Here is a 20,791-nt window from a genome sequence, read left to right on the forward strand (position 1 = left end):
TTGCGATGATCGAACCCAAGCGCGTCTTGCGCGCCCTCGCTGAACACTGGGCATTGCTGGAACCTTTGTGCGAGCACTTCGACCAGGGCACCCTGAGCCTCAACGAATTGCGTTCACAGCTGGCCGCCCAACAACTGGACAGCACGCCCCAGGACATCACCAGCCTGCTGGATGTGTGGATCCGCCTGGACATCCTCGTACCGGTGGCGAAAAGCCCGAACCGCTTCGAGCTCAACGCCCAGATCCATGACTTCCTCGCCTACCTGCGCCGCGAACACCGGCTGGGCCTGTGCCTGGAGATCGAAGCCTACCTGCGTCACCTCGAGCGCCTGGCCGGTTACATCCAGGACGCCTTCGATGTGCGCGACGGCAACGACCTGGCCCGCCAGTTGCGCCTGCTGGACATGCGCGTGCGCGACGTGCTCAAGAAACTCGCCAACGACGAACAGGCCCTGGTGGCCGTCGCCGAACGAGCCAAGACCAGCGACCGGCAGATCCCGTTGCGCCAGCGTTATGCCGAAGTGCTGGCGACCTGGGACGAATACGTCGAGCCGATGATCCAGTTGGTGAACGCCGACGGCGCCTTCGAGCAAGGCGTGCGCAAGGTCGAGAACGTGCTGTTGCGCATGCTCACCGAACAGCAGCGCCTCGGTCACCTGGTGGACGACGACATGCTGCTGCGCACCCACGCGCGCATCCTGGAGATGCAGACCAGCGCCCAGTTGACCCTGCGTCATGCCCGAGAATTGCTCCTGCCACTGCGCGAAGAGGCCCGCCGCCACAACGCCGTGACCCGTGGCGCCGCCCTGGCCCTGGCCGCCATCCGGCGCAAAGGCATCGATGCCGTACCGCAGGCCGCCATGCCGCTGTTCACCCGGCCGCAAAGCACGTTCCTGGGCAGCGCCAGCCAGGTCGAAGCCTATGTCTACGCCCTGGCCCGTTTCGAACCGAAACCGGCGCGCTTCCCCAAGTCCCACAAGACCCACAAGGGTGGCGATGCACCACGCGCGCCACGCACCGTGCGCGAGATGGTCGAGCGTTGCGAAGACGCCCTGCCGATGCCGGACCTGATGTCCTGGCTGCTGGAGCAGGAACCGGACGGCGCCACCGACGAATTGCTGTACTGGTTCTCGCGCCTGTCGCGGGAAAAACGTTTCAAGCGCGAGCGTCTGGAACGCCGCGACTATCACACTCACGAGCATCAGGTCAGCCTGCGCTCCTTCGCCCTGCTCTCGGCCGGCGACACCGCCGTCGAGGATTCTGCGAGCATCCCCCATGCATCTTGATCTATCCGAACTCTCCCAGCTGGCGCCGATCTTTCGCGAGCTGTTCAAGGGCTACCACGTCAGCCGCCGCGACCCGGAGCTGTACGCGCAACTGTCGAACTTCCAGGACCAGTACCGCACGCTGTTCAAGGCCCTGGGCTTCGAACTGGTGTGCGATACCCGTGGCTTCTATTACTTCGTACCGGACCTGGCCGCCGCGGCGGTGAACAAGACCGCCCAGCGCCTGGCCCTGTTCACCTTCATCCTGGTCGAGCACCTGGCCGACCAGGGCCGCGACCCGATTGCCGTGCTCGACGGCGGCAGCCTGGGCCGCGATGAGCTGCCGTCGCTGCTGGAAAAGTACCGCGACCTGTTCATCCAGGCCGAAGTACAGACCCAGGAAGAACTGGAAGAGAAAATCATGCGGCGCATGACCCAACTGGGTTTTGCCAGCGAAGAAAACGGCGTGTACCGCTTCCTGCCGCCGATGCATCGTTTCCTCGACGTGTGCCTGTCGGTCCAGCAGGACCGCGACCTGGCCGCCAGCCTGCACAGTGTGCTGCCGTTGCCGGCGCCGGTGCTGATCGACGAAGACAGCGACGAAAAATTGCTGCAGACCGATGATCCGCTGGACCTCAGCGAATTTGAAGGTGAGAGCGAAGAAGACGCACTGGCCCGCGCCATTGCCGAAGAACAGGAGACCGACGCATGAGCAAGGAACGCTACGGCATCCGCCGCTTTGCCCTTTTGAACACCGCCGGCTACAGCCTCGGTTTGTTCCCGCTGGAAGAACCGCTGTCGGTCTATGGCGCGAACAACCTCGGTAAATCCGCCTCGATCAACGCCTTGCAGTTCCCGATCCTGGCGCGCATGTCGGACATGAGCTTCGGCAAGTACAGCCTGGAGCAATCCCGGCGGTTCTACTTTGCCTCGGACACCAGCTACATCCTGGTGGAAGTCGCCCTGCCCCACGGCCCGCACGTGATTGGCGTGGTCGGTCGCGGCCCTGGCGGCGGTTTCGGTCACCAGTTCTTTGCCTACGCCGGCAAACTGGACCTGGCCCACTATCAGAAAAATGACACCTGCCTGCGTCAGAAAGAGCTGTTCACCAACCTGGAGCGCGAAGGCCTGAAAGCCTACGAACTCAAGCCCGATGAACTGCGACGCCTGCTGGTGGGTGGTCACACCTCGATCCCGCTGGACCTGACGCTGATCCCGCTGCGTTCCACCAGCGAGCAAAGCCTCAAGACCTTCCGCGCGCTGTTCATCAACCTGCTGCACATGCGCGAAATCACTGCAGCCAAGCTCAAGCAACTGTTCCTCGACGCGTTCGAGCACAGCCTGCGCTCCGGTAGCGTGGACTACATCGCCGCGTGCGAAGAAGCCTTCCGCGACGTACGCCGCATGGAGCAGGACTACAACTCCCTGGTGGCGGCCGGTCCGCTGGTGGAAGCCCTGGCCAATGGCGTGAAGCAGCGCGATATCCTGCGCGGCAAATTGCATCGCCTGTCGCCATTGCTCGACTCGTTGCTGGGCACCTGGTCGGATTACGCCAGTGCGCGCAAGGAAGAGCTGACCATCCAGGCCGAGCACTACCGCAACGAACAGGATTCACTGCAGAACGACCAGCGCGGCGGCACTCAGGAGTTGATGCGCCTGGAGCGGGAAATCAGCGGCATCCAACGCTGGATCGGCGAGCTGTCGGTGCTCAAGAACCGCTTTGCCCTGGTGGATGACGTCAAGGTCCTGGAGCAGCAATTGCTCGCCGCCAAGGACGCCCACGACGAACTGGCCGGCGCCTTGGCCCAGTCCCGGCAGTTCAGCGCCGAAGACCTGGAAGAGCGTCTGCGGGACCTGGAAAAACGCCTGAAGTCGGTCAAGCAGCAACTCGATCACGCCGACAACAACAGCTACGCCCGCCTGCGCGAAGAGTTCTCGCAACAGGACGTCGAACGCCTGATGCGCCTGTTCAACAGCGCCCTGTTCAGCCTGCCGCTGGGCGAACACGGCATCGCCCTGGACGAGAACGGCGAGTGGGTCAAATCCATGGAACTGATCCTCGACGGCTTCAAGGGCGAACGTTTCGAAGTGCCCGGCCTGTCCATCGACCTGTCCCACATCGAGCCGCCTGCCCTGCAAGCCCTGGCCGACCGCGCCGCACTGCGCGACCAGAAAGAGCGCCTGGAAAAAGAACTCAAGCAGCTCAAGACCCAGCAAGCCGTGGCTGCCGACCGCGCCGCGAGCAAGACCCAGACCGAGGCGCTGTACCAGCAGGTCCTCGATGCACAAAAAGCCTTGGAAGATTTCCGTCGCACCCAGACCTTGAGCGCCGAGGAAGGCGAAAAGCTCGAGCAACTGGCGCAGATGGAAGCCGCCCAGGACGAACTCAAGCGCTCCAGCGATGCCTTCACCGAGCGCGTCCAGCAGTTGTCCGCCAAGTTGCAGTTGGTGGGTCGGCAGATCGCCGACATGGAAGCCAAGCAACGCACCCTCGACGACGCCCTGCGCCGTCGTCAATTGCTCCCGGCGGACTTGCCGTTCGGCACGCCGTTCATGGACCCGGTCGACGATTCCATGGACAACCTGCTGCCGCTGCTCAATGACTACCAGGACAGCTGGCAAGGGCTGCTGCGGGTCGACGGCCAGATCGAAGCGCTGTATGCCCAGGTGCGCCTCAAGGGCGTGGCCAAGTTCGACAGCGAAGACGACATGGAGCGACGCCTGCAACTGCTGATCAACGCCTATGCCCACCGCACCGATGAAGCGCTGACCCTGGGCAAGGCGCGCCGTGCGGCGGTGACCGACATCGCCCGGACCCTGCGCAACATCCGCAGCGACTACGACAGCCTCGAGCACCAACTGGCGCTGTTCAACCGCGAGATCAACAAGCGCCAGGTCTCCAACCTGCAGAGCTTCCGGATCGTCCTGGCGCCGAACAAGGAAGCGCTCAAACACATCGACCAGATCATCCACAGTGCCGGCCAGTACGAGGAAGGCGAGACTTTGTCAGTGTTCGACCTCAGCCAGAGCGCCGAGCAGGACAACAAGAACGAAGAAGCCAAGGAGTACCTGGCACGGCTGGTGGCGGCGAACCACAACCAGCTTGGCCTCAAGGACCTGTTCGAACTGGCGTTCGAGATCACCAAGGTCAACGGCCAGCCAGTGATCCACACCGACATCGACGGCGCGGCATCCAACGGCACCACCATGACCATCAAGGCGCTGACCAACATGTACTTGTTGCTGCACCTGATGGACCGCGAACAGGCCGGCCGCGTGCGCCTGCCGTACTACCTGGACGAAGCAGCGGACATCGACGAGAAAAACCAGGCTGCATTGCTGGAAACCAGCCTGCAGCTGGGCTTCGTGCCGATCCTGGCCAGTGTGAAGCCGCAAGTCTGCGCCAGTGTCGCCATCGACCTGGAAGGCGGCAGCGGCCCGAACGGCATCTACATCGACGAAGCGGACTGGAAATACATCCGTCGTCACGATGCGGTGAAGGCCACGGTGAATGTCCAGGCCGACGAGCCGGAGCTGGATCCGGTGTGAGGTGAATAGCCGGACATGAAAAAGGCCGCGATCCAAATGGATCGCGGCCTTTTTCATGCACCGTGGCGAGGGAGCTTGCTCCCGCTCGACTGTGCCCGTAAGAACTGTGTAGCAGCTGTGTAGGAGCTGTGTAGGAGCTGTGTAGGAGCTGTCGAGTGCAACGAGGCTGCGATCTTTTCCCAGGCACTTGAGTCTCAAGCAAAAGATCAAGATCAAGATCAAGATCAAAAGATCGCAGGCTTCGCCAGCTCCTACAGAGCCCAGCGGGAGCAAGCTCTCGCCACAAGTGCTACATCCAATAACCTTACTTACCGAGACTGATTTTCGGCGCCCAGGTCAGCCATTCATCTTCAAACTTATCGAACAGTGGGAAAGTCTGCTCCGGTCGGGCCGGATTGCCCATTCGCTCGCCATCCGGCGTTGCGAACGCAATGCCGCCCTGGATAAGCGTTTCAAGCGACTCGGTTCGCACCGTCGCACCCTTGAACAGACCGAAGTCCAGACCGAAGCCACTGCTATTCCAGAACCGTGTGCCGCTGCGCACCAGCGGCGCATACTTGGGCTCAATCAGGATATGGATCAGCACCCGGTCCGCGGTCTGGCCCAGTTCATAACCGGTGACCTTGCCCACCGTGATCTCGCGATAGGTGACCGGTACGCCGATCTTCAACGAACCACGGCGGGCTGCGCTCAGCACCAGGCTCAATCCCGCTTCGGGCACAGCGCTTTGTGGTGGGTCGGCCAGGGCCACGAAGCTTTTTTGCGGCCCGAGGTTTTTCGCCGAAGGCTGCACTTCAATGTATTGGCCGGTTACCAGCGTTTCCAAGTTGGAAGTCTTGATCAACCCCAACTCAGGCTTGACCACCCAGAACTGGGACCCGACCCGGGCGATGCGCTCCGGCACTTCGGTGATACGCGCCGTAAGCAGCACAGACTGCATGTCGGCGCTGAGATCGACATCCTCGATCTTGCCCACATCCAGGCCTTTGAAACGGATCGGCGTACCACTGCGCAAGCCATCGGCGCGGTCGACCTTGATCGTGACCACGGTGCCTCGTTGTTGTGCAGCTTCGTGATCGGCAAACAGACGGAAACGTGGGATGCGTCTTTTCAGCGGCACATTCGGTTCCGGAGTTTCGAAGGCAATCCCGCCGGCCATGAGGCTTTGCAGGGACTCGCTCTTGACCTGGATCCCGCCCGTCAAACCTCCCGTGAGGGTGATACCACTGGCGTTCCAGAAGCGTGTCGAGCCGTTGACCAGTCCTTCGTACTCCTTCTCGATGTGTACCCCAATGATCAACCGCTTCTTCTTACGCGAGAACTGGTAGCTCTGCACCGACCCGACCTTGACCTGTTTGTAGAGGATCGGACTGCCAACCTCCAGCGATCCGAGGTTTTCAGTCAGCAGGACCAAGTGCAGCCCCGGGGAACGCAAGTCCAACGGTGGCGCTTTTGCCCGGGCTTCGAATTCGCGTTGCGGCGCGCCGCCCTTGTCACCCGGTCGCACGGCAATATAGTTGCCCTTGACCAACGCTTCCAGGCCGGTGATACCCGCCAGGGAAATCGATGGTTTGACGACCCAAAACTGAGCGCCGGCCACCAGATAATCTTCGGCCAACGGATCGAGGGTCAGCTCCGCGCTGGCGCTGGACAGGTCCGGGTCGACTTTCAAGGTCTTCAGGCTACCGACCTGGATGCCCTTGTACATCACCGGCGTGCGGCCAGCCTGCAATCCTTCGAAGTCGCTGAGCTTGACCTTGACGCGAATCCCCGCGGCGGCGGCATCGAAATCTTCGTACAGACGAAACGGCAGGCTTGGGTCCGTAGGTGGGCTGTCTTTACGGTTTTCCGGCGTGGCAAACGCGATACCTCCCGCCACGATGCTGGCCAAGGACTCGCTGCGCACTTTGACGCCCGAGAGGTTGGCATCGATGCTGATGCCACTGGCGTTCCAGAAACGCGTGTGTTTGCGCACCAGGTTGGCATAGGTCGGCTCGATGAAGATTTTGATCTCGACCTTGCTCTGATCCTCCGACAGCAGGTAACTCTTCACCTGACCGACCTGAATCTGTTTGTAGAACACCGGACTGCCACGGTTCAGCGAACCCAAGCGATCAGCCTTGAGGGTCAGGTGCAAACCCGGCTTGGCGTCCGACAATGGCGGCTCTTCGGCCAGCGCCTTGAATTTACGGGTCAACTCACCTTCACCCGGGCTGATAGCCACATAGTTACCCGATACCAGGGTTTCCAGACCAGTGATCCCGGCCAGGCTCACGCTCGGCTTGACCAGCCAGAAACGCGTCCCGGTCTTGAGGTATTGCTCGACGTCCTTGTTCATCTCGATGGTCGCGACCACGCCCTTGGAGCTGCCTTGGTCATCGAGGGTAAGGGCCGTCACTTTGCCGACCGGCATCCCTTTGTAGACGACTTCGGTTTTGTTGACTTGGATGCCTTCGCCGCTCTCAAAGCGCACGTTGATCTCGATTCCGGTCTCGTTATAAGCCCGCCAGCCGAGCCAGCCGCCGATGATCAAGGCAATCAACGGCAGGACCCAGATGGCCGACCAGTTCGAAGCCGGTCGAGTTTTAGCGGTAGGCAAATCAGTCATGGTCGTCATCCGACTCCGTGTTATCCCAAATCAGTCGGGGATCGAAGGTTACTGCGGCAATCATTGTCAAAATCACTACGCTGGCGAAAGCGATCGCGCCGAGACCGGCTTCGACACTGGCGAGCCGTCCGAAATTCACCACGGCCACCAAAATAGCGATCACGAAAATATCCAGCATCGACCAGCGACCAATGAATTCGATGAAACGATACATAAAGATGCGTTGCCGCGCCGACATCGGCTGATGCCGCTGCACGGAAAATAACAACAAAGCGATGCCCACCAGTTTGAAAGTGGGTACGACGATGCTGGCGATGAACACCACGGCGGCAATAGGAATCATGCCGTGTTGAACCAGCTCGATGACACCGGCCATGATGGTACTCGGGGCGCCCTCGCCCAGCGAGTTGATAGTCATGATCGGCAAGATGTTGGCCGGAATATAAAGAATCGCGGCCGTGATCAACAATGCCCAAGTGCGCATCAAGCTGTTCGGGCGGCGGGGGTGAACCAGCGCACCGCAGCGAGTACAAGTTTGGTTATCGGCCTCAGCATCCTGCCGATTCAACTCATGGCATTCCGTACAGATCAAAATCCCTGCATCAATCGCCCGCATGGGCATCTTCTCCTGACAACGCCTGCCAGATCTGATGGGGTGACATCACCACTTCCAGCCAGACCTGGACCAGCAACAAACTGATGAAGCACACCAGACCAAGGCCTACGGTGATGGCCGCCATATCTGCCAACTTGACGATGGCCACCAGTACGCCCATGAGGTAGACCTCAAGCATCCCCCAGTCTCGTAGATGGTGATAAATGCGATACAGCAACAAACCGTAACTGCGGCCAAAATCCAAGCGGATGGACAACAACACCACCAACTGGCAAAGCAACTTGAGTAGCGGAATGCCCATGCTGCACAAGAACACCACTGCCGCAATGCCTTGCATGCCGGTATCAAACAGGCCGACCACCCCACTCCAAACGGTGTCCTGGGAGGACTGCCCGAGCAGATTGAGTTCCATGATGGGTAAGAAGTTGGCCGGCACATATAACAGCAGGGCGGCGATAACCAAGGCAAGGCTGCGTTCGACTACATTGTGCCGATGAGCATAAAGCTCATACCCGCAACGGGGGCACTCGGCTTTTTCGCCATGGGCCAGCCGAGGCTTGCGCATCAACAAGTCGCACTCATGACACGCCACCAGATCGCTCAGGGGCAGATCTGACAACCTATCAATGTCTGACGGATCGGGCATAAACAGCTCTGGCTCAGCTAAGGTGGGGCTATTCTAGTGTTCCAGCTCGAAAATAACTGTGCAAATTTATCACGAGCTTTCGCGGACTTTCCTGGGGACAAAAACAAAACCCCTACCTGCATCAGCAGATAGGGGTTTCGGAATTTAATCTTGACGATGACCTACTCTCACATGGGGAAACCCCACACTACCATCGGCGATGCATCGTTTCACTGCTGAGTTCGGGATGGGATCAGGTGGTTCCAATGCTCTATGGTCGTCAAGAAATTCGGGTACTGAGTCGCGGCCAGCTGGCCTCGCTTCAGCAAATTGGGTATGTGATAGCTTCGGTGTTTTGTGAGATTCGAACTTTCGGTTCGTTTCGTCTTCACACACCGCAATCTGGTCTCTTTGCTTTTCAGCTTGGAGCATACAAATTGCTTGGGTGTTATATGGTCAAGCCTCACGGGCAATTAGTACAGGTTAGCTCAACGCCTCACAGCGCTTACACACCCTGCCTATCAACGTCGTAGTCTTCGACGGCCCTTCAGGGGACTCAAGGTCCCAGTGAGATCTCATCTTGAGGCAAGTTTCCCGCTTAGATGCTTTCAGCGGTTATCTTTTCCGAACATAGCTACCCGGCAATGCCACTGGCGTGACAACCGGAACACCAGAGGTTCGTCCACTCCGGTCCTCTCGTACTAGGAGCAGCCCCTCTCAAATCTCAAACGTCCACGGCAGATAGGGACCGAACTGTCTCACGACGTTCTAAACCCAGCTCGCGTACCACTTTAAATGGCGAACAGCCATACCCTTGGGACCGGCTTCAGCCCCAGGATGTGATGAGCCGACATCGAGGTGCCAAACACCGCCGTCGATATGAACTCTTGGGCGGTATCAGCCTGTTATCCCCGGAGTACCTTTTATCCGTTGAGCGATGGCCCTTCCATACAGAACCACCGGATCACTAAGACCTACTTTCGTACCTGCTCGACGTGTCTGTCTCGCAGTCAAGCGCGCTTTTGCCTTTATACTCTACGACCGATTTCCGACCGGTCTGAGCGCACCTTCGTACTCCTCCGTTACTCTTTAGGAGGAGACCGCCCCAGTCAAACTACCCACCATACACTGTCCTCGATCCGGATAACGGACCTGAGTTAGAACCTCAAAGTTGCCAGGGTGGTATTTCAAGGATGGCTCCACGCGAACTGGCGTCCACGCTTCAAAGCCTCCCACCTATCCTACACAAGCAAATTCAAAGTCCAGTGCAAAGCTATAGTAAAGGTTCACGGGGTCTTTCCGTCTAGCCGCGGATACACTGCATCTTCACAGCGATTTCAATTTCACTGAGTCTCGGGTGGAGACAGCGCCGCCATCGTTACGCCATTCGTGCAGGTCGGAACTTACCCGACAAGGAATTTCGCTACCTTAGGACCGTTATAGTTACGGCCGCCGTTTACCGGGGCTTCGATCAAGAGCTTCGCGTTAGCTAACCCCATCAATTAACCTTCCGGCACCGGGCAGGCGTCACACCCTATACGTCCACTTTCGTGTTTGCAGAGTGCTGTGTTTTTAATAAACAGTCGCAGCGGCCTGGTATCTTCGACCGGCGTGGGCTTACGCAGCAAGTGCTTCACCCTCACCGGCGCACCTTCTCCCGAAGTTACGGTGCCATTTTGCCTAGTTCCTTCACCCGAGTTCTCTCAAGCGCCTTGGTATTCTCTACCCAACCACCTGTGTCGGTTTGGGGTACGGTTCCTGGTTACCTGAAGCTTAGAAGCTTTTCTTGGAAGCATGGCATCAACCACTTCGTCACCCAAAGGGCAACTCGTCATCAGCTCTCGGCCTTAGAATCCCGGATTTACCTAAGATTCCAGCCTACCACCTTAAACTTGGACAACCAACGCCAAGCTGGCCTAGCCTTCTCCGTCCCTCCATCGCAATAACCAGAAGTACAGGAATATTAACCTGTTTTCCATCGACTACGCTTTTCAGCCTCGCCTTAGGGACCGACTAACCCTGCGTCGATTAACGTTGCGCAGGAAACCTTGGTCTTTCGGCGTGGGTGTTTTTCACACCCATTGTCGTTACTCATGTCAGCATTCGCACTTCTGATACCTCCAGCAAGCTTCTCAACTCACCTTCACAGGCTTACAGAACGCTCCTCTACCGCATCACTTACGTGATACCCGTAGCTTCGGTGTATGGTTTGAGCCCCGTTACATCTTCCGCGCAGGCCGACTCGACTAGTGAGCTATTACGCTTTCTTTAAAGGGTGGCTGCTTCTAAGCCAACCTCCTAGCTGTCTAAGCCTTCCCACATCGTTTCCCACTTAACCATAACTTTGGGACCTTAGCTGACGGTCTGGGTTGTTTCCCTTTTCACGACGGACGTTAGCACCCGCCGTGTGTCTCCCATGCTCGGCACTTGTAGGTATTCGGAGTTTGCATCGGTTTGGTAAGTCGGGATGACCCCCTAGCCGAAACAGTGCTCTACCCCCTACAGTGATACATGAGGCGCTACCTAAATAGCTTTCGAGGAGAACCAGCTATCTCCGAGCTTGATTAGCCTTTCACTCCGATCCACAGGTCATCCGCTAACTTTTCAACGGTAGTCGGTTCGGTCCTCCAGTCAGTGTTACCTAACCTTCAACCTGCCCATGGATAGATCGCCCGGTTTCGGGTCTATTCCCAGCGACTAGACGCCCTATTAAGACTCGCTTTCGCTACGCCTCCCCTATTCGGTTAAGCTCGCCACTGAAAATAAGTCGCTGACCCATTATACAAAAGGTACGCAGTCACCCAACAAAGTGGGCTCCCACTGCTTGTACGCATACGGTTTCAGGATCTATTTCACTCCCCTCTCCGGGGTTCTTTTCGCCTTTCCCTCACGGTACTAGTTCACTATCGGTCAGTCAGTAGTATTTAGCCTTGGAGGATGGTCCCCCCATATTCAGACAAAGTTTCTCGTGCTCCGTCCTACTCGATTTCACTTCTAAGATCCTTTCGCGTACAGGGCTATCACCCACTATGGCCGCACTTTCCAGAGCGTTCCGCTAAAATCAAAGAAGCTTAAGGGCTAGTCCCCGTTCGCTCGCCACTACTAAGGGAATCTCGGTTGATTTCTTTTCCTCAGGGTACTTAGATGTTTCAGTTCCCCTGGTTCGCCTCTTGCACCTATGTATTCAGTACAAGATAACCATCTTATGATGGCTGGGTTCCCCCATTCAGACATCTCCGGATCAAAGTCTGTTTGCCGACTCCCCGAAGCTTTTCGCAGGCTACCACGTCTTTCATCGCCTCTGACTGCCAAGGCATCCACCGTATGCGCTTCTTCACTTGACCATATAACCCCAAGCAATCTGGTTATACTGTGAAGACGACATTCGCCGAAAATTCGATCTTGCTCAAAGAGCAACTCACAAATTTTACCTTAGCCTGATCCGTTACCAGTGAAAGTAACGTTCAGTCTATCTTTCTATCACATACCCAAATTTTTAAAGAACGAACTAGTCAAAGACTAGAAATCAACATTCACCATCGAACCGATGGAATGCTCATTTCTAAGCTTTATACAATCGAAGCAGTAGTGGTGGAGCCAAGCGGGATCGAACCGCTGACCTCCTGCGTGCAAGGCAGGCGCTCTCCCAGCTGAGCTATGGCCCCGTATTTCTACAGGCGTTTCCCACACAAAATTGGTGGGTCTGGGCAGATTCGAACTGCCGACCTCACCCTTATCAGGGGTGCGCTCTAACCAACTGAGCTACAGACCCAATTTCGAGCTACTAAGGCCGACCTCACCCTGCTCTTTACCACAGAGCATGGGGTGCGCTCTAACCAACCAAGCCACAACCCTTTTGGCTGCTTCTTTCGTCTTCTTCAATGAATCAAGCAATTCGTGTGGGAGCTCATGGAGCAGCTGCGGTCGTCGATTAAGGAGGTGATCCAGCCGCAGGTTCCCCTACGGCTACCTTGTTACGACTTCACCCCAGTCATGAATCACACCGTGGTAACCGTCCCCCCGAAGGTTAGACTAGCTACTTCTGGTGCAACCCACTCCCATGGTGTGACGGGCGGTGTGTACAAGGCCCGGGAACGTATTCACCGCGACATTCTGATTCGCGATTACTAGCGATTCCGACTTCACGCAGTCGAGTTGCAGACTGCGATCCGGACTACGATCGGTTTTGTGGGATTAGCTCCACCTCGCGGCTTGGCAACCCTCTGTACCGACCATTGTAGCACGTGTGTAGCCCAGGCCGTAAGGGCCATGATGACTTGACGTCATCCCCACCTTCCTCCGGTTTGTCACCGGCAGTCTCCTTAGAGTGCCCACCATAACGTGCTGGTAACTAAGGACAAGGGTTGCGCTCGTTACGGGACTTAACCCAACATCTCACGACACGAGCTGACGACAGCCATGCAGCACCTGTCTCAATGTTCCCGAAGGCACCAATCCATCTCTGGAAAGTTCATTGGATGTCAAGGCCTGGTAAGGTTCTTCGCGTTGCTTCGAATTAAACCACATGCTCCACCGCTTGTGCGGGCCCCCGTCAATTCATTTGAGTTTTAACCTTGCGGCCGTACTCCCCAGGCGGTCAACTTAATGCGTTAGCTGCGCCACTAAGAGCTCAAGGCTCCCAACGGCTAGTTGACATCGTTTACGGCGTGGACTACCAGGGTATCTAATCCTGTTTGCTCCCCACGCTTTCGCACCTCAGTGTCAGTATCAGTCCAGGTGGTCGCCTTCGCCACTGGTGTTCCTTCCTATATCTACGCATTTCACCGCTACACAGGAAATTCCACCACCCTCTACCATACTCTAGCTCGACAGTTTTGAATGCAGTTCCCAGGTTGAGCCCGGGGATTTCACATCCAACTTAACGAACCACCTACGCGCGCTTTACGCCCAGTAATTCCGATTAACGCTTGCACCCTCTGTATTACCGCGGCTGCTGGCACAGAGTTAGCCGGTGCTTATTCTGTCGGTAACGTCAAAACACTAACGTATTAGGTTAATGCCCTTCCTCCCAACTTAAAGTGCTTTACAATCCGAAGACCTTCTTCACACACGCGGCATGGCTGGATCAGGCTTTCGCCCATTGTCCAATATTCCCCACTGCTGCCTCCCGTAGGAGTCTGGACCGTGTCTCAGTTCCAGTGTGACTGATCATCCTCTCAGACCAGTTACGGATCGTCGCCTTGGTGAGCCATTACCCCACCAACTAGCTAATCCGACCTAGGCTCATCTGATAGCGCAAGGCCCGAAGGTCCCCTGCTTTCTCCCGTAGGACGTATGCGGTATTAGCGTCCGTTTCCGAGCGTTATCCCCCACTACCAGGCAGATTCCTAGGCATTACTCACCCGTCCGCCGCTCTCAAGAGGTGCAAGCACCTCTCTACCGCTCGACTTGCATGTGTTAGGCCTGCCGCCAGCGTTCAATCTGAGCCATGATCAAACTCTTCAGTTCAAACATCTTTGGGTTTTGAGAAAACCCTAAACTTGGCTCAGCAATCGTTGGTTACATCTTTGATTTCTCGCGGAGTAACTTGTGATGCTGATAATCTGTTGACTAGCAGTCTGACTCCACAAGCACCCACACGAATTGCTTGATTCAGTTGTTAAAGAGCGATTGGCTGAGTCTTTCGTCTCAACCGAGGCGCGCATTCTACAGCGCCCCGCGTATCTGTCAAGCGGTTATTTTAAGAAGTTTTCAAAGTTTCGCTTCGGAAACATCAACAACTTCAACCACTTGCGCTTCCGATCTCTCGTTAGCGGGAGGCGAATTCTACAGCGTTACTCGCTGCTGTCAACACCTCTTTTTCACCGCTTTCGACCGAGAAGATCGAACCGCCGATAGAGCCAAACAACACTGCTCTACCTGCTCCTTCCGGGCTTCGATGAACTGAAGCCCAACACCTTCGAAACTTACTTAACTCATTGAATCTCAAGGAGTTTTCCGTTTCGACTGCGCCGGAAGTGGGGCGAATTATAGACTTCCAGAATCTGCCGTCAACCCCTAATTACGCTTTTGTTGCAGAAGGCACTTTCCTGCCCAGTAAACGCGGGATCCGGCGCTTAACTGGCGGGACTCTTAGCATCAACAGTACGGCCCCTATGAAGGCGTATATCGCCCACTCCTTCAGATCCGCCCGCACGATCCACAGCATATGCAGCAACCCAAGCCCCAGAATCAGATAGACCAGGCGATGCAATTTCTTCCAGCGCACGCCAAGCCGCCGCTGACTGTAGCGATTGGATGTAACCGCCAGCGCCAATAGGCCAAGAAACCCAAGGGCCCCGACAATAATGTAAGGCCGTTTGCTCAGCTCGACGCCCAACTGCGACCAGTCGAATCCCAGTATGAACGCCGCATACCCACTCAAATGCAGCACCACATAAGCAAAGCACCACAACCCCAACTGCCGCCTGACCGCAATCCACCCCGCCCATCCCGTCAGCTTTTGCAGCGGTGTCATGCTCAAGGTGATCAACAGCAGGATCAGCGTGCCCAACCCAAGCCGATCCACCAGCACCTTGCCCGGGTCAGGACCCAGCGAGTTCATCAAGGCCTCGTAAAGCCAGAACAGCGGCCAGACTGCCGCCGCGATGAAAACGCTAATTCGCCAGACTGGAAAACGCATCAGTAGTCCTTCCTCAGGTCCATCCCTGTATATAAAGAAGCGACTTCATCCTGATAGCCGTTGAACATCAACGTATCGCGAACATTGGGACTGAACAGCCCGCTTGGTAAACGACGCTCATGCGCCTGGGTCCACCGCGGATGATCAACCGTCGGATTGACGTTGGCATAGAAACCATATTCGTCAGACGCAATGCTTTGCCAAGTCGTCTTCGGCTGCTCGCTCACCAGACTGATACGTACGATGGACTTCACACTTTTGAAACCGTATTTCCATGGGACCACCAACCGCAGCGGCGCGCCGTTCTGGTTCGGCAACTCCCGTCCGTACATTCCCACCGCCAGAATGGCCAGCGGATTCATGGCCTCATCCAATCGCAAGCCTTCGACATACGGCCAGTCGATCAAGGCGAAACCGGAACGCTGCCCCGGCATGACCTTGGGATCCTGCAGGGTTTCGAAGCGGATGTACTTGGCCTTGGAGGTCGGCTCAACCTGCTTGAGCAATGCAGAGATGGGGAAGCCAATCCACGGAATAACCATCGACCAGGCCTCGACACAGCGCAATCGATAAATACGCTCTTCCAGTTGATATGGCTTCATGAAGTCTTCCAACCCGTAGCGTCCCGGCTTGCCCACCTCCCCGTCCACGACCACGCTCCAGGGCTCGGTCTTCAACGATCCAGCATTGGCTGCCGGGTCTCCCTTGTCGGTTCCGAACTCATAGAAGTTGTTGTAATGGGTTGCGTCCTTGAACGGCGTGATGGGCTCATTCTTGACCGTGATCGCACCCCATTGGACTGAAGGCAGTTTCTCGGCAAACCAGGACGGCGCCTTGCCGGGCTCGACATCGGCATAACGCGCCGCATCGGCAGCACTGGCCCATTGAGGCAAGCTGCTGACGGCGAGGCCAGCCAGGGTTGCACCGAGCATTTGCCGACGGGAGAGATAGAGGGATTCGGGCGTGACGTCCGATTCACGGCAGTCGGACGACTTGGGGATCTTGATCAGCATAAAAACTCCGCAGTATTGGAGGGCAGATGCACCAATAGACTGCGGAGTATGGGGGAAATTACATTAAGGCAACGTTTAGCGTCGGCGAAGACGCAACAAGTATTGCACCGGTCCGGAGGCGGCATAGCCCAGGAACACCAACAGCAGGATACGCGGTGGATCACTGAACACGACTGCGAACACCAGCACCACCGCCAGAATCGCCACGAACGGCACACGGCCCTTCAGGTCCAGCTCCTTGAAGCTGTTGTACTTGATGTTGCTGACCATCAGCATCCCGGCCGCCGCAACCAGCAGCGCCACCAGGAACGACATTTTTGAACCCTGGATCCCGTAATCGCTGAATGCCCAGACAACGCCTGCCACGACACCCGCCGCGGCCGGACTGGCCAGGCCGATGAAGTAACGTTTGTCGGCCTTGCCGACCTGAGTGTTGAAACGAGCCAGGCGCAACGCCGCACCCGCCACATAGACAAAGGCAACCATCCAGCCGACCTTGCCCATGTCCCCCAGCGCCCAGCCGAACGCCAGCAAGGCGGGAGCCACACCAAAGGCGACCATGTCGGACAGCGAATCGTATTCGGCGCCGAACGCGCTCTGGGTATTGGTCATGCGGGCCACGCGCCCGTCCAGACCATCGAGCACCATGGCGACGAAGATCGCAATGGCGGCGAACGCGAAGTAACGGCTCGCCCCTGCGCTATCGCCAGCGCTCAAGGCAGCCTGGGCACTCATGGAGTTGATGATGGAATAGAAACCGGCGAACAGGTTCGCGGTGGTGAACAGGTTCGGCAGCAGATAGATGCCACGATGCCGGACCTTACGGCCTTCAGCGTCATGGCCTTCTTCGACGTGTTCATCGATGGGCAACAGGCTTTCGGCGTCAGGAGCCTGGTTTGGCTCGTCGGGACGTTCGCTCATGGACAATACCTTGCAACGGTGTGAAAAATTCGACAGATGTCTGGGACGACGGTTCGCCCGCAAACGATGCAGCTTTATACCAGAAGCCACCGCCCAAACGAAAAAACGCGGCCGAAGCCGCGTTTTTCGATCAAGCTCGCGACTTAGTTCTTGGCTTTGTCGACGATCTTGTTGGCACCGATCCACGGCATCATCGAGCGCAGTTGCTCGCCGATGATTTCGATACCGTGGGCGGCATTGTTACGACGCTTGGCGGTCATCGAAGGATAGCCGGTAGCACCTTCACTGATGAACATCTTGGCGTATTCGCCGTCCTGAATACGTTTCAGGGCGTTGCGCATGGCCTGGCGGGATTCGGCGTTGATGACTTCCGGACCGGTCACGTACTCGCCGTATTCGGCGTTATTGGAGATCGAGTAGTTCATGTTGGCGATACCGCCTTCGTACATGAGGTCAACGATCAGCTTCAGTTCGTGCAGGCACTCGAAGTAGGCCATTTCTGGCGCGTAGCCTGCTTCAACCAGGGTTTCGAAACCGGCTTTGACCAGCTCCACGGTACCGCCACACAGAACGGCTTGTTCGCCGAACAGGTCGGTTTCGGTCTCGTCCTTGAAAGTGGTTTCGATGATGCCGGTACGACCGCCGCCCACGCCAGCAGCGTAGGACAGGGCCACGTTCTTGGCATTGCCGGACGCATCCTGGTAGATCGCGATCAGGTCAGGGATACCGCCGCCTTTCACGAACTCGGAACGCACGGTGTGACCCGGGGCCTTCGGCGCGATCATGATCACGTCGAGGTCGGCACGTGGCACGACCTGGTTGTAGTGGATCGCGAAGCCGTGGGAGAAGGCCAGGGTGGCGCCTTTCTTGATGTTCGGTTCGATTTCGTTCTTGTACAGCGCCGATTGGAACTCGTCCGGGGTCAGGATCATGACCAGGTCGGCAGCAGCAACGGCAGAAGCCACGTCGGTCACTTTCAGGCCGTGGGCCTCGGCCTTGGCAACGGTGGCCGAGCCTTTACGCAGGCCGACAGTCACGTCAACACCGGAATCTTTCAGGTTGCACGCTTGGGCGTGACCCTGGGAACCGTAGCCGATGATGGCGACTTTCTTGCCCTGGATGATCGACAGGTCGCAGTCTTTATCGTAGAAAACTTTCATGAATTTCCTCTCTATCCGGCCGTTCAGGCCATTCGCAAATTTGGTTTAAACGCTCAATACTTTGTCGCCACGGGCAATCCCGGTGACGCCACTGCGTACGGTTTCCAGAATCGAGGCAGTGCCGATCGATTGAATGAAGCTGTCAAGCTTGTCGCTGGTACCGGTCAACTGAACGGTATAGACGCTGGCGCTGACATCGACGATCTGCCCACGATAAATATCGGTAGTGCGTTTGATCTCGGCGCGCTGGGCGCCGGTGGCCTTGACCTTGACCAGCATCAGTTCACGCTCGATGTGAGCGCTTTCCGACAGGTCCACCAGCTTGACCACCTCGATCAGCTTGTTCAGGTTCTTGGTGATCTGCTCGATGATTTCATCGTGCCCTACGGTGGTCAGCGTCAGACGCGACAGGGTCGGGTCTTCGGTTGGCGCCACGGTCAGGCTTTCGATGTTGTAGTTGCGCTGCGAGAACAGGCCCACAACACGAGACAGAGCACCCGGTTCGTTTTCCAGAAGCAGGGAAATAATATGTCGCATGATTAGGTACGCTCCGTCTTGCTCAGCCACATATCGCGCATGGAGCCGTCTTTGATCTGCATCGGGTAGACGTGCTCGCTGGTGTCGACCGCAATATCGATCACCACCAGGCGATCCTTCATGGCGAACGCTTCCTCCATCTTCGACTTCAAATCCTTCGATTCGGTGATGCGCACGCCAACGTGACCGTAGGCCTCTGCCAGCTTGACGAAATCAGGCAACGATTCCATGTACGAGTGCGAGTGACGGCTGCCATAGCTCATGTCCTGCCACTGGCGAACCATCCCCAACACACCGTTGTTCAGGATCACGATCTTCACCGGCAAACCGTATTGCAGGCAGGTGGACAGTTCCTGGATGTTCATCTGGATGCTGCCCTCGCCCGTGACGCAGGCGACATCAGCCTCTGGAAAGCTCAACTTGATGCCCATGGCCGCCGGAAAACCGAAGCCCATGGTGCCCAGGCCGCCGGAGTTGATCCAGCGGTTGGGTTTGTCGAACTTGTAGTACTGCGCAGCGAACATCTGGTGCTGGCCCACGTCGGAGGTCACAAAGGCATCGCCCTTGGTCACTTCGCACAGGGTTTCGATCACGGTCTGCGGCTTGATCACACTGCCGTCACCCTTGTCATAAGGGAACAGCCCACGATCGCCGCGCCATTCATCAACCTGCTTCCACCAACTGGCCACGGACTCCTTGTTCGGAACCTCGCCGATTTCCTTGAGAATGGCGACCATTTCGGTCAGCACGCTCTCTACAGGACCGACAATCGGCACGTCTGCCTTGATGGTCTTGGAGATGGACGCCGGGTCGATGTCGATGTGGATGATCTTGGCGTTCGGGCAGAATTTCGCCGGACCATTGATGACGCGGTCGTCGAAACGTGCGCCGACCGCCAGGATGACATCGGCGTGGTGCATCGCCAGGTTGGCGGTATAGCTGCCGTGCATGCCGAGCATACCGATGAACTGACGGTCGGTGCCCGGGAACGCGCCCAGGCCCATCAGCGTATTGGTGACCGGCAGGTTGAGCATTTTCGCCAGTTCGGTCAGCGGCGCGGAGCCACCACCGAGGATCACGCCACCACCGGAGTACAGCACAGGGCGCTTGGCCGCCAGCAGCATTTCGGCTGCCTTGCGGATTTGCCCGGAGTGGCCGCGTACGGCCGGGCTGTAGGAACGCAGCTTGGCTTTTTTCGGGAAGATGTATTCGAACTTCTCGGCCGGGTTGGTCATGTCTTTCGGGACATCGACCACGACCGGGCCCGGACGCCCGGATTCTGCCAGGTAGAACGCCTTCTTCATGACTTCCGGGATTTCCGACGCGTGCTTGATCATGAAGCTGTGCTTCACGATCGGCCGGGAGATACCGATCATGTCGGTTTCCTGGAATGCATCGGTGCCGACCATGGTGCTGGGCACCTGGCCGGAGATGATCACCATCGGGATGGAGTCCATGTACGCGGTGGCGATACCGGTGATGGCGTTCGTGGCGCCTGGACCGGAAGTCACCAGTACCACGCCGGCCTTGCCGGTGGCACGGGCATAGCCGTCAGCCATATGGGTGGCCGCCTGCTCGTGACGAACCAGGATGTGAGTCACTTCCGGTTCTTTGAACAGGGCATCATAGACATGAAGAAGAGCACCACCGGGGTACCCGTAGATATATTTGACGCCTTCGTCACGCAAAAAGCGGACGAGCATCTCACCGCCAGATAAAAGCTCCACGTTGTTCACCTCTAAAACGCCAGAATACCGACCCACAAGAAAGGGACGGGTCTTAATAGGTTTACTTCTCGGCAGAGCATGAGCGACGGTGGTCGCCGACTACGTCAGCACTGACTGAGCAAGTATT

Annotated in this window: 12 protein-coding genes, 2 tRNA genes and 3 rRNA genes; 3 read left to right on the forward strand and 14 right to left on the reverse strand. The window is 57.3% G+C overall.

The features are described 5' to 3' along the window. The first annotated feature begins 5 nt into the window (after window positions 1–5). The 3 genes from mksB to mksF are packed head-to-tail and all read left to right on the forward strand — an operon-like array spanning window position 6 to window position 4,814. Window positions 6–1,286 carry an Mks condensin complex protein MksB gene (gene mksB, locus GFU70_RS24095; protein ID WP_153388906.1) on the forward strand — a complete coding sequence of 427 codons (1,281 nt, stop codon included), beginning with the start codon at window positions 6–8 and terminating at the stop codon, window positions 1,284–1,286. Next, complete coding sequence (mksE, locus tag GFU70_RS24100; protein ID WP_014340217.1) at window positions 1,276–1,977, forward strand: Mks condensin complex protein MksE; 702 nt, start codon at window positions 1,276–1,278, stop codon at window positions 1,975–1,977. The genes mksB and mksE overlap by 11 nt, the downstream gene beginning before the upstream one ends. Then, a complete protein-coding gene (gene mksF / locus GFU70_RS24105) occupies window positions 1,974–4,814 on the forward strand; it encodes an Mks condensin complex protein MksF (RefSeq protein WP_058546015.1) in 2,841 nt (946 codons plus the stop codon). Before mksE ends, mksF begins: the two co-directional genes overlap by 4 nt. Before the next feature lie 304 nt (window positions 4,815–5,118). Here mksF and GFU70_RS24110 read toward each other — a convergent pair whose 3' ends face one another. The 14 genes from GFU70_RS24110 to GFU70_RS24175 form a co-directional block, all read right to left on the reverse strand. Next, window positions 5,119–7,422, reverse strand: a complete 2,304-nt coding sequence (locus tag GFU70_RS24110) for a PqiB family protein (RefSeq protein WP_058546045.1) — start codon at window positions 7,420–7,422, stop codon at window positions 5,119–5,121. Further along, window positions 7,415–8,038, reverse strand: a complete 624-nt coding sequence (locus GFU70_RS24115) for a paraquat-inducible protein A (RefSeq protein ID WP_058546014.1) — start codon at window positions 8,036–8,038, stop codon at window positions 7,415–7,417. The genes GFU70_RS24110 and GFU70_RS24115 overlap by 8 nt, the downstream gene beginning before the upstream one ends. Further along, window positions 8,025–8,684 (reverse strand): paraquat-inducible protein A, encoded by a 660-nt coding sequence (locus GFU70_RS24120; RefSeq protein ID WP_058546013.1) that lies wholly within the window; start codon window positions 8,682–8,684, stop codon window positions 8,025–8,027. Before GFU70_RS24120 ends, GFU70_RS24115 begins: the two co-directional genes overlap by 14 nt. 148 nt (window positions 8,685–8,832) lie before the next feature. Beyond that, window positions 8,833–8,948 (reverse strand): 5S ribosomal RNA (gene rrf / locus GFU70_RS24125). Between the two features lie 167 nt (window positions 8,949–9,115). Then, window positions 9,116–12,007, reverse strand: a 23S ribosomal RNA gene (locus tag GFU70_RS24130). Between the two features lie 245 nt (window positions 12,008–12,252). Beyond that, window positions 12,253–12,328 (reverse strand) — tRNA-Ala (locus GFU70_RS24135). 30 nt (window positions 12,329–12,358) lie between these two features. Further along, window positions 12,359–12,435 (reverse strand) — tRNA-Ile (locus tag GFU70_RS24140). A 160-nt stretch (window positions 12,436–12,595) separates the two neighbouring features. Continuing rightward, window positions 12,596–14,132: ribosomal RNA gene (locus GFU70_RS24145) — 16S ribosomal RNA — on the reverse strand. The 16S, 23S and 5S rRNA genes sit together here with 2 tRNA genes alongside, the layout of an rRNA operon. Before the next feature lie 553 nt (window positions 14,133–14,685). Then, window positions 14,686–15,306 carry a protein-methionine-sulfoxide reductase heme-binding subunit MsrQ gene (msrQ, locus tag GFU70_RS24150; protein WP_153388907.1) on the reverse strand — a complete coding sequence of 207 codons (621 nt, stop codon included), beginning with the start codon at window positions 15,304–15,306 and terminating at the stop codon, window positions 14,686–14,688. Then, entirely contained in the window at window positions 15,306–16,319 is a 1,014-nt protein-coding gene (gene msrP / locus GFU70_RS24155) for a protein-methionine-sulfoxide reductase catalytic subunit MsrP (RefSeq protein WP_058542139.1), read from the reverse strand. Before msrP ends, msrQ begins: the two co-directional genes overlap by 1 nt. A gap of 75 nt (window positions 16,320–16,394) precedes the next feature. Further along, window positions 16,395–17,240, reverse strand: a complete 846-nt coding sequence (gene pssA / locus GFU70_RS24160) for a CDP-diacylglycerol--serine O-phosphatidyltransferase (protein WP_058542140.1) — start codon at window positions 17,238–17,240, stop codon at window positions 16,395–16,397. Between the two features lie 143 nt (window positions 17,241–17,383). Further along, window positions 17,384–18,400, reverse strand: a complete 1,017-nt coding sequence (gene ilvC / locus GFU70_RS24165) for a ketol-acid reductoisomerase (RefSeq protein WP_003185459.1) — start codon at window positions 18,398–18,400, stop codon at window positions 17,384–17,386. A gap of 45 nt (window positions 18,401–18,445) precedes the next feature. Further along, entirely contained in the window at window positions 18,446–18,937 is a 492-nt protein-coding gene (gene ilvN / locus GFU70_RS24170; RefSeq protein ID WP_057450890.1) for an acetolactate synthase small subunit, read from the reverse strand. Between the two features lie 2 nt (window positions 18,938–18,939). Beyond that, a complete protein-coding gene (locus GFU70_RS24175) occupies window positions 18,940–20,664 on the reverse strand; it encodes an acetolactate synthase 3 large subunit (protein WP_003205612.1) in 1,725 nt (574 codons plus the stop codon). Window positions 20,665–20,791 lie beyond the last annotated feature (127 nt).

Source organism: Pseudomonas brassicacearum (assembly GCF_009601685.2).
Lineage (GTDB): Bacteria > Pseudomonadota > Gammaproteobacteria > Pseudomonadales > Pseudomonadaceae > Aquipseudomonas > Aquipseudomonas kilonensis_B.

What these genes read in the sequence shown, in the direction of transcription:
- mksB (WP_153388906.1), top strand. Translation starts at nt 6, where the DNA reads ATGATCGAACCCAAGCGCGTCTTGCGCGCCCTCGCTGAACACTGGGCA.
- mksE (WP_014340217.1), top strand. Translation starts at nt 1,276, where the DNA reads ATGCATCTTGATCTATCCGAACTCTCCCAGCTGGCGCCGATCTTTCGC.
- mksF (WP_058546015.1), top strand. Translation starts at nt 1,974, where the DNA reads ATGAGCAAGGAACGCTACGGCATCCGCCGCTTTGCCCTTTTGAACACC.
- GFU70_RS24110 (WP_058546045.1), bottom strand. Translation starts at nt 7,422, where the DNA reads ATGACTGATTTGCCTACCGCTAAAACTCGACCGGCTTCGAACTGGTCG.
- GFU70_RS24115 (WP_058546014.1), bottom strand. Translation starts at nt 8,038, where the DNA reads ATGCGGGCGATTGATGCAGGGATTTTGATCTGTACGGAATGCCATGAG.
- GFU70_RS24120 (WP_058546013.1), bottom strand. Translation starts at nt 8,684, where the DNA reads ATGCCCGATCCGTCAGACATTGATAGGTTGTCAGATCTGCCCCTGAGC.
- msrQ (WP_153388907.1), bottom strand. Translation starts at nt 15,306, where the DNA reads ATGCGTTTTCCAGTCTGGCGAATTAGCGTTTTCATCGCGGCGGCAGTC.
- msrP (WP_058542139.1), bottom strand. Translation starts at nt 16,319, where the DNA reads ATGCTGATCAAGATCCCCAAGTCGTCCGACTGCCGTGAATCGGACGTC.
- pssA (WP_058542140.1), bottom strand. Translation starts at nt 17,240, where the DNA reads ATGAGCGAACGTCCCGACGAGCCAAACCAGGCTCCTGACGCCGAAAGC.
- ilvC (WP_003185459.1), bottom strand. Translation starts at nt 18,400, where the DNA reads ATGAAAGTTTTCTACGATAAAGACTGCGACCTGTCGATCATCCAGGGC.
- ilvN (WP_057450890.1), bottom strand. Translation starts at nt 18,937, where the DNA reads ATGCGACATATTATTTCCCTGCTTCTGGAAAACGAACCGGGTGCTCTG.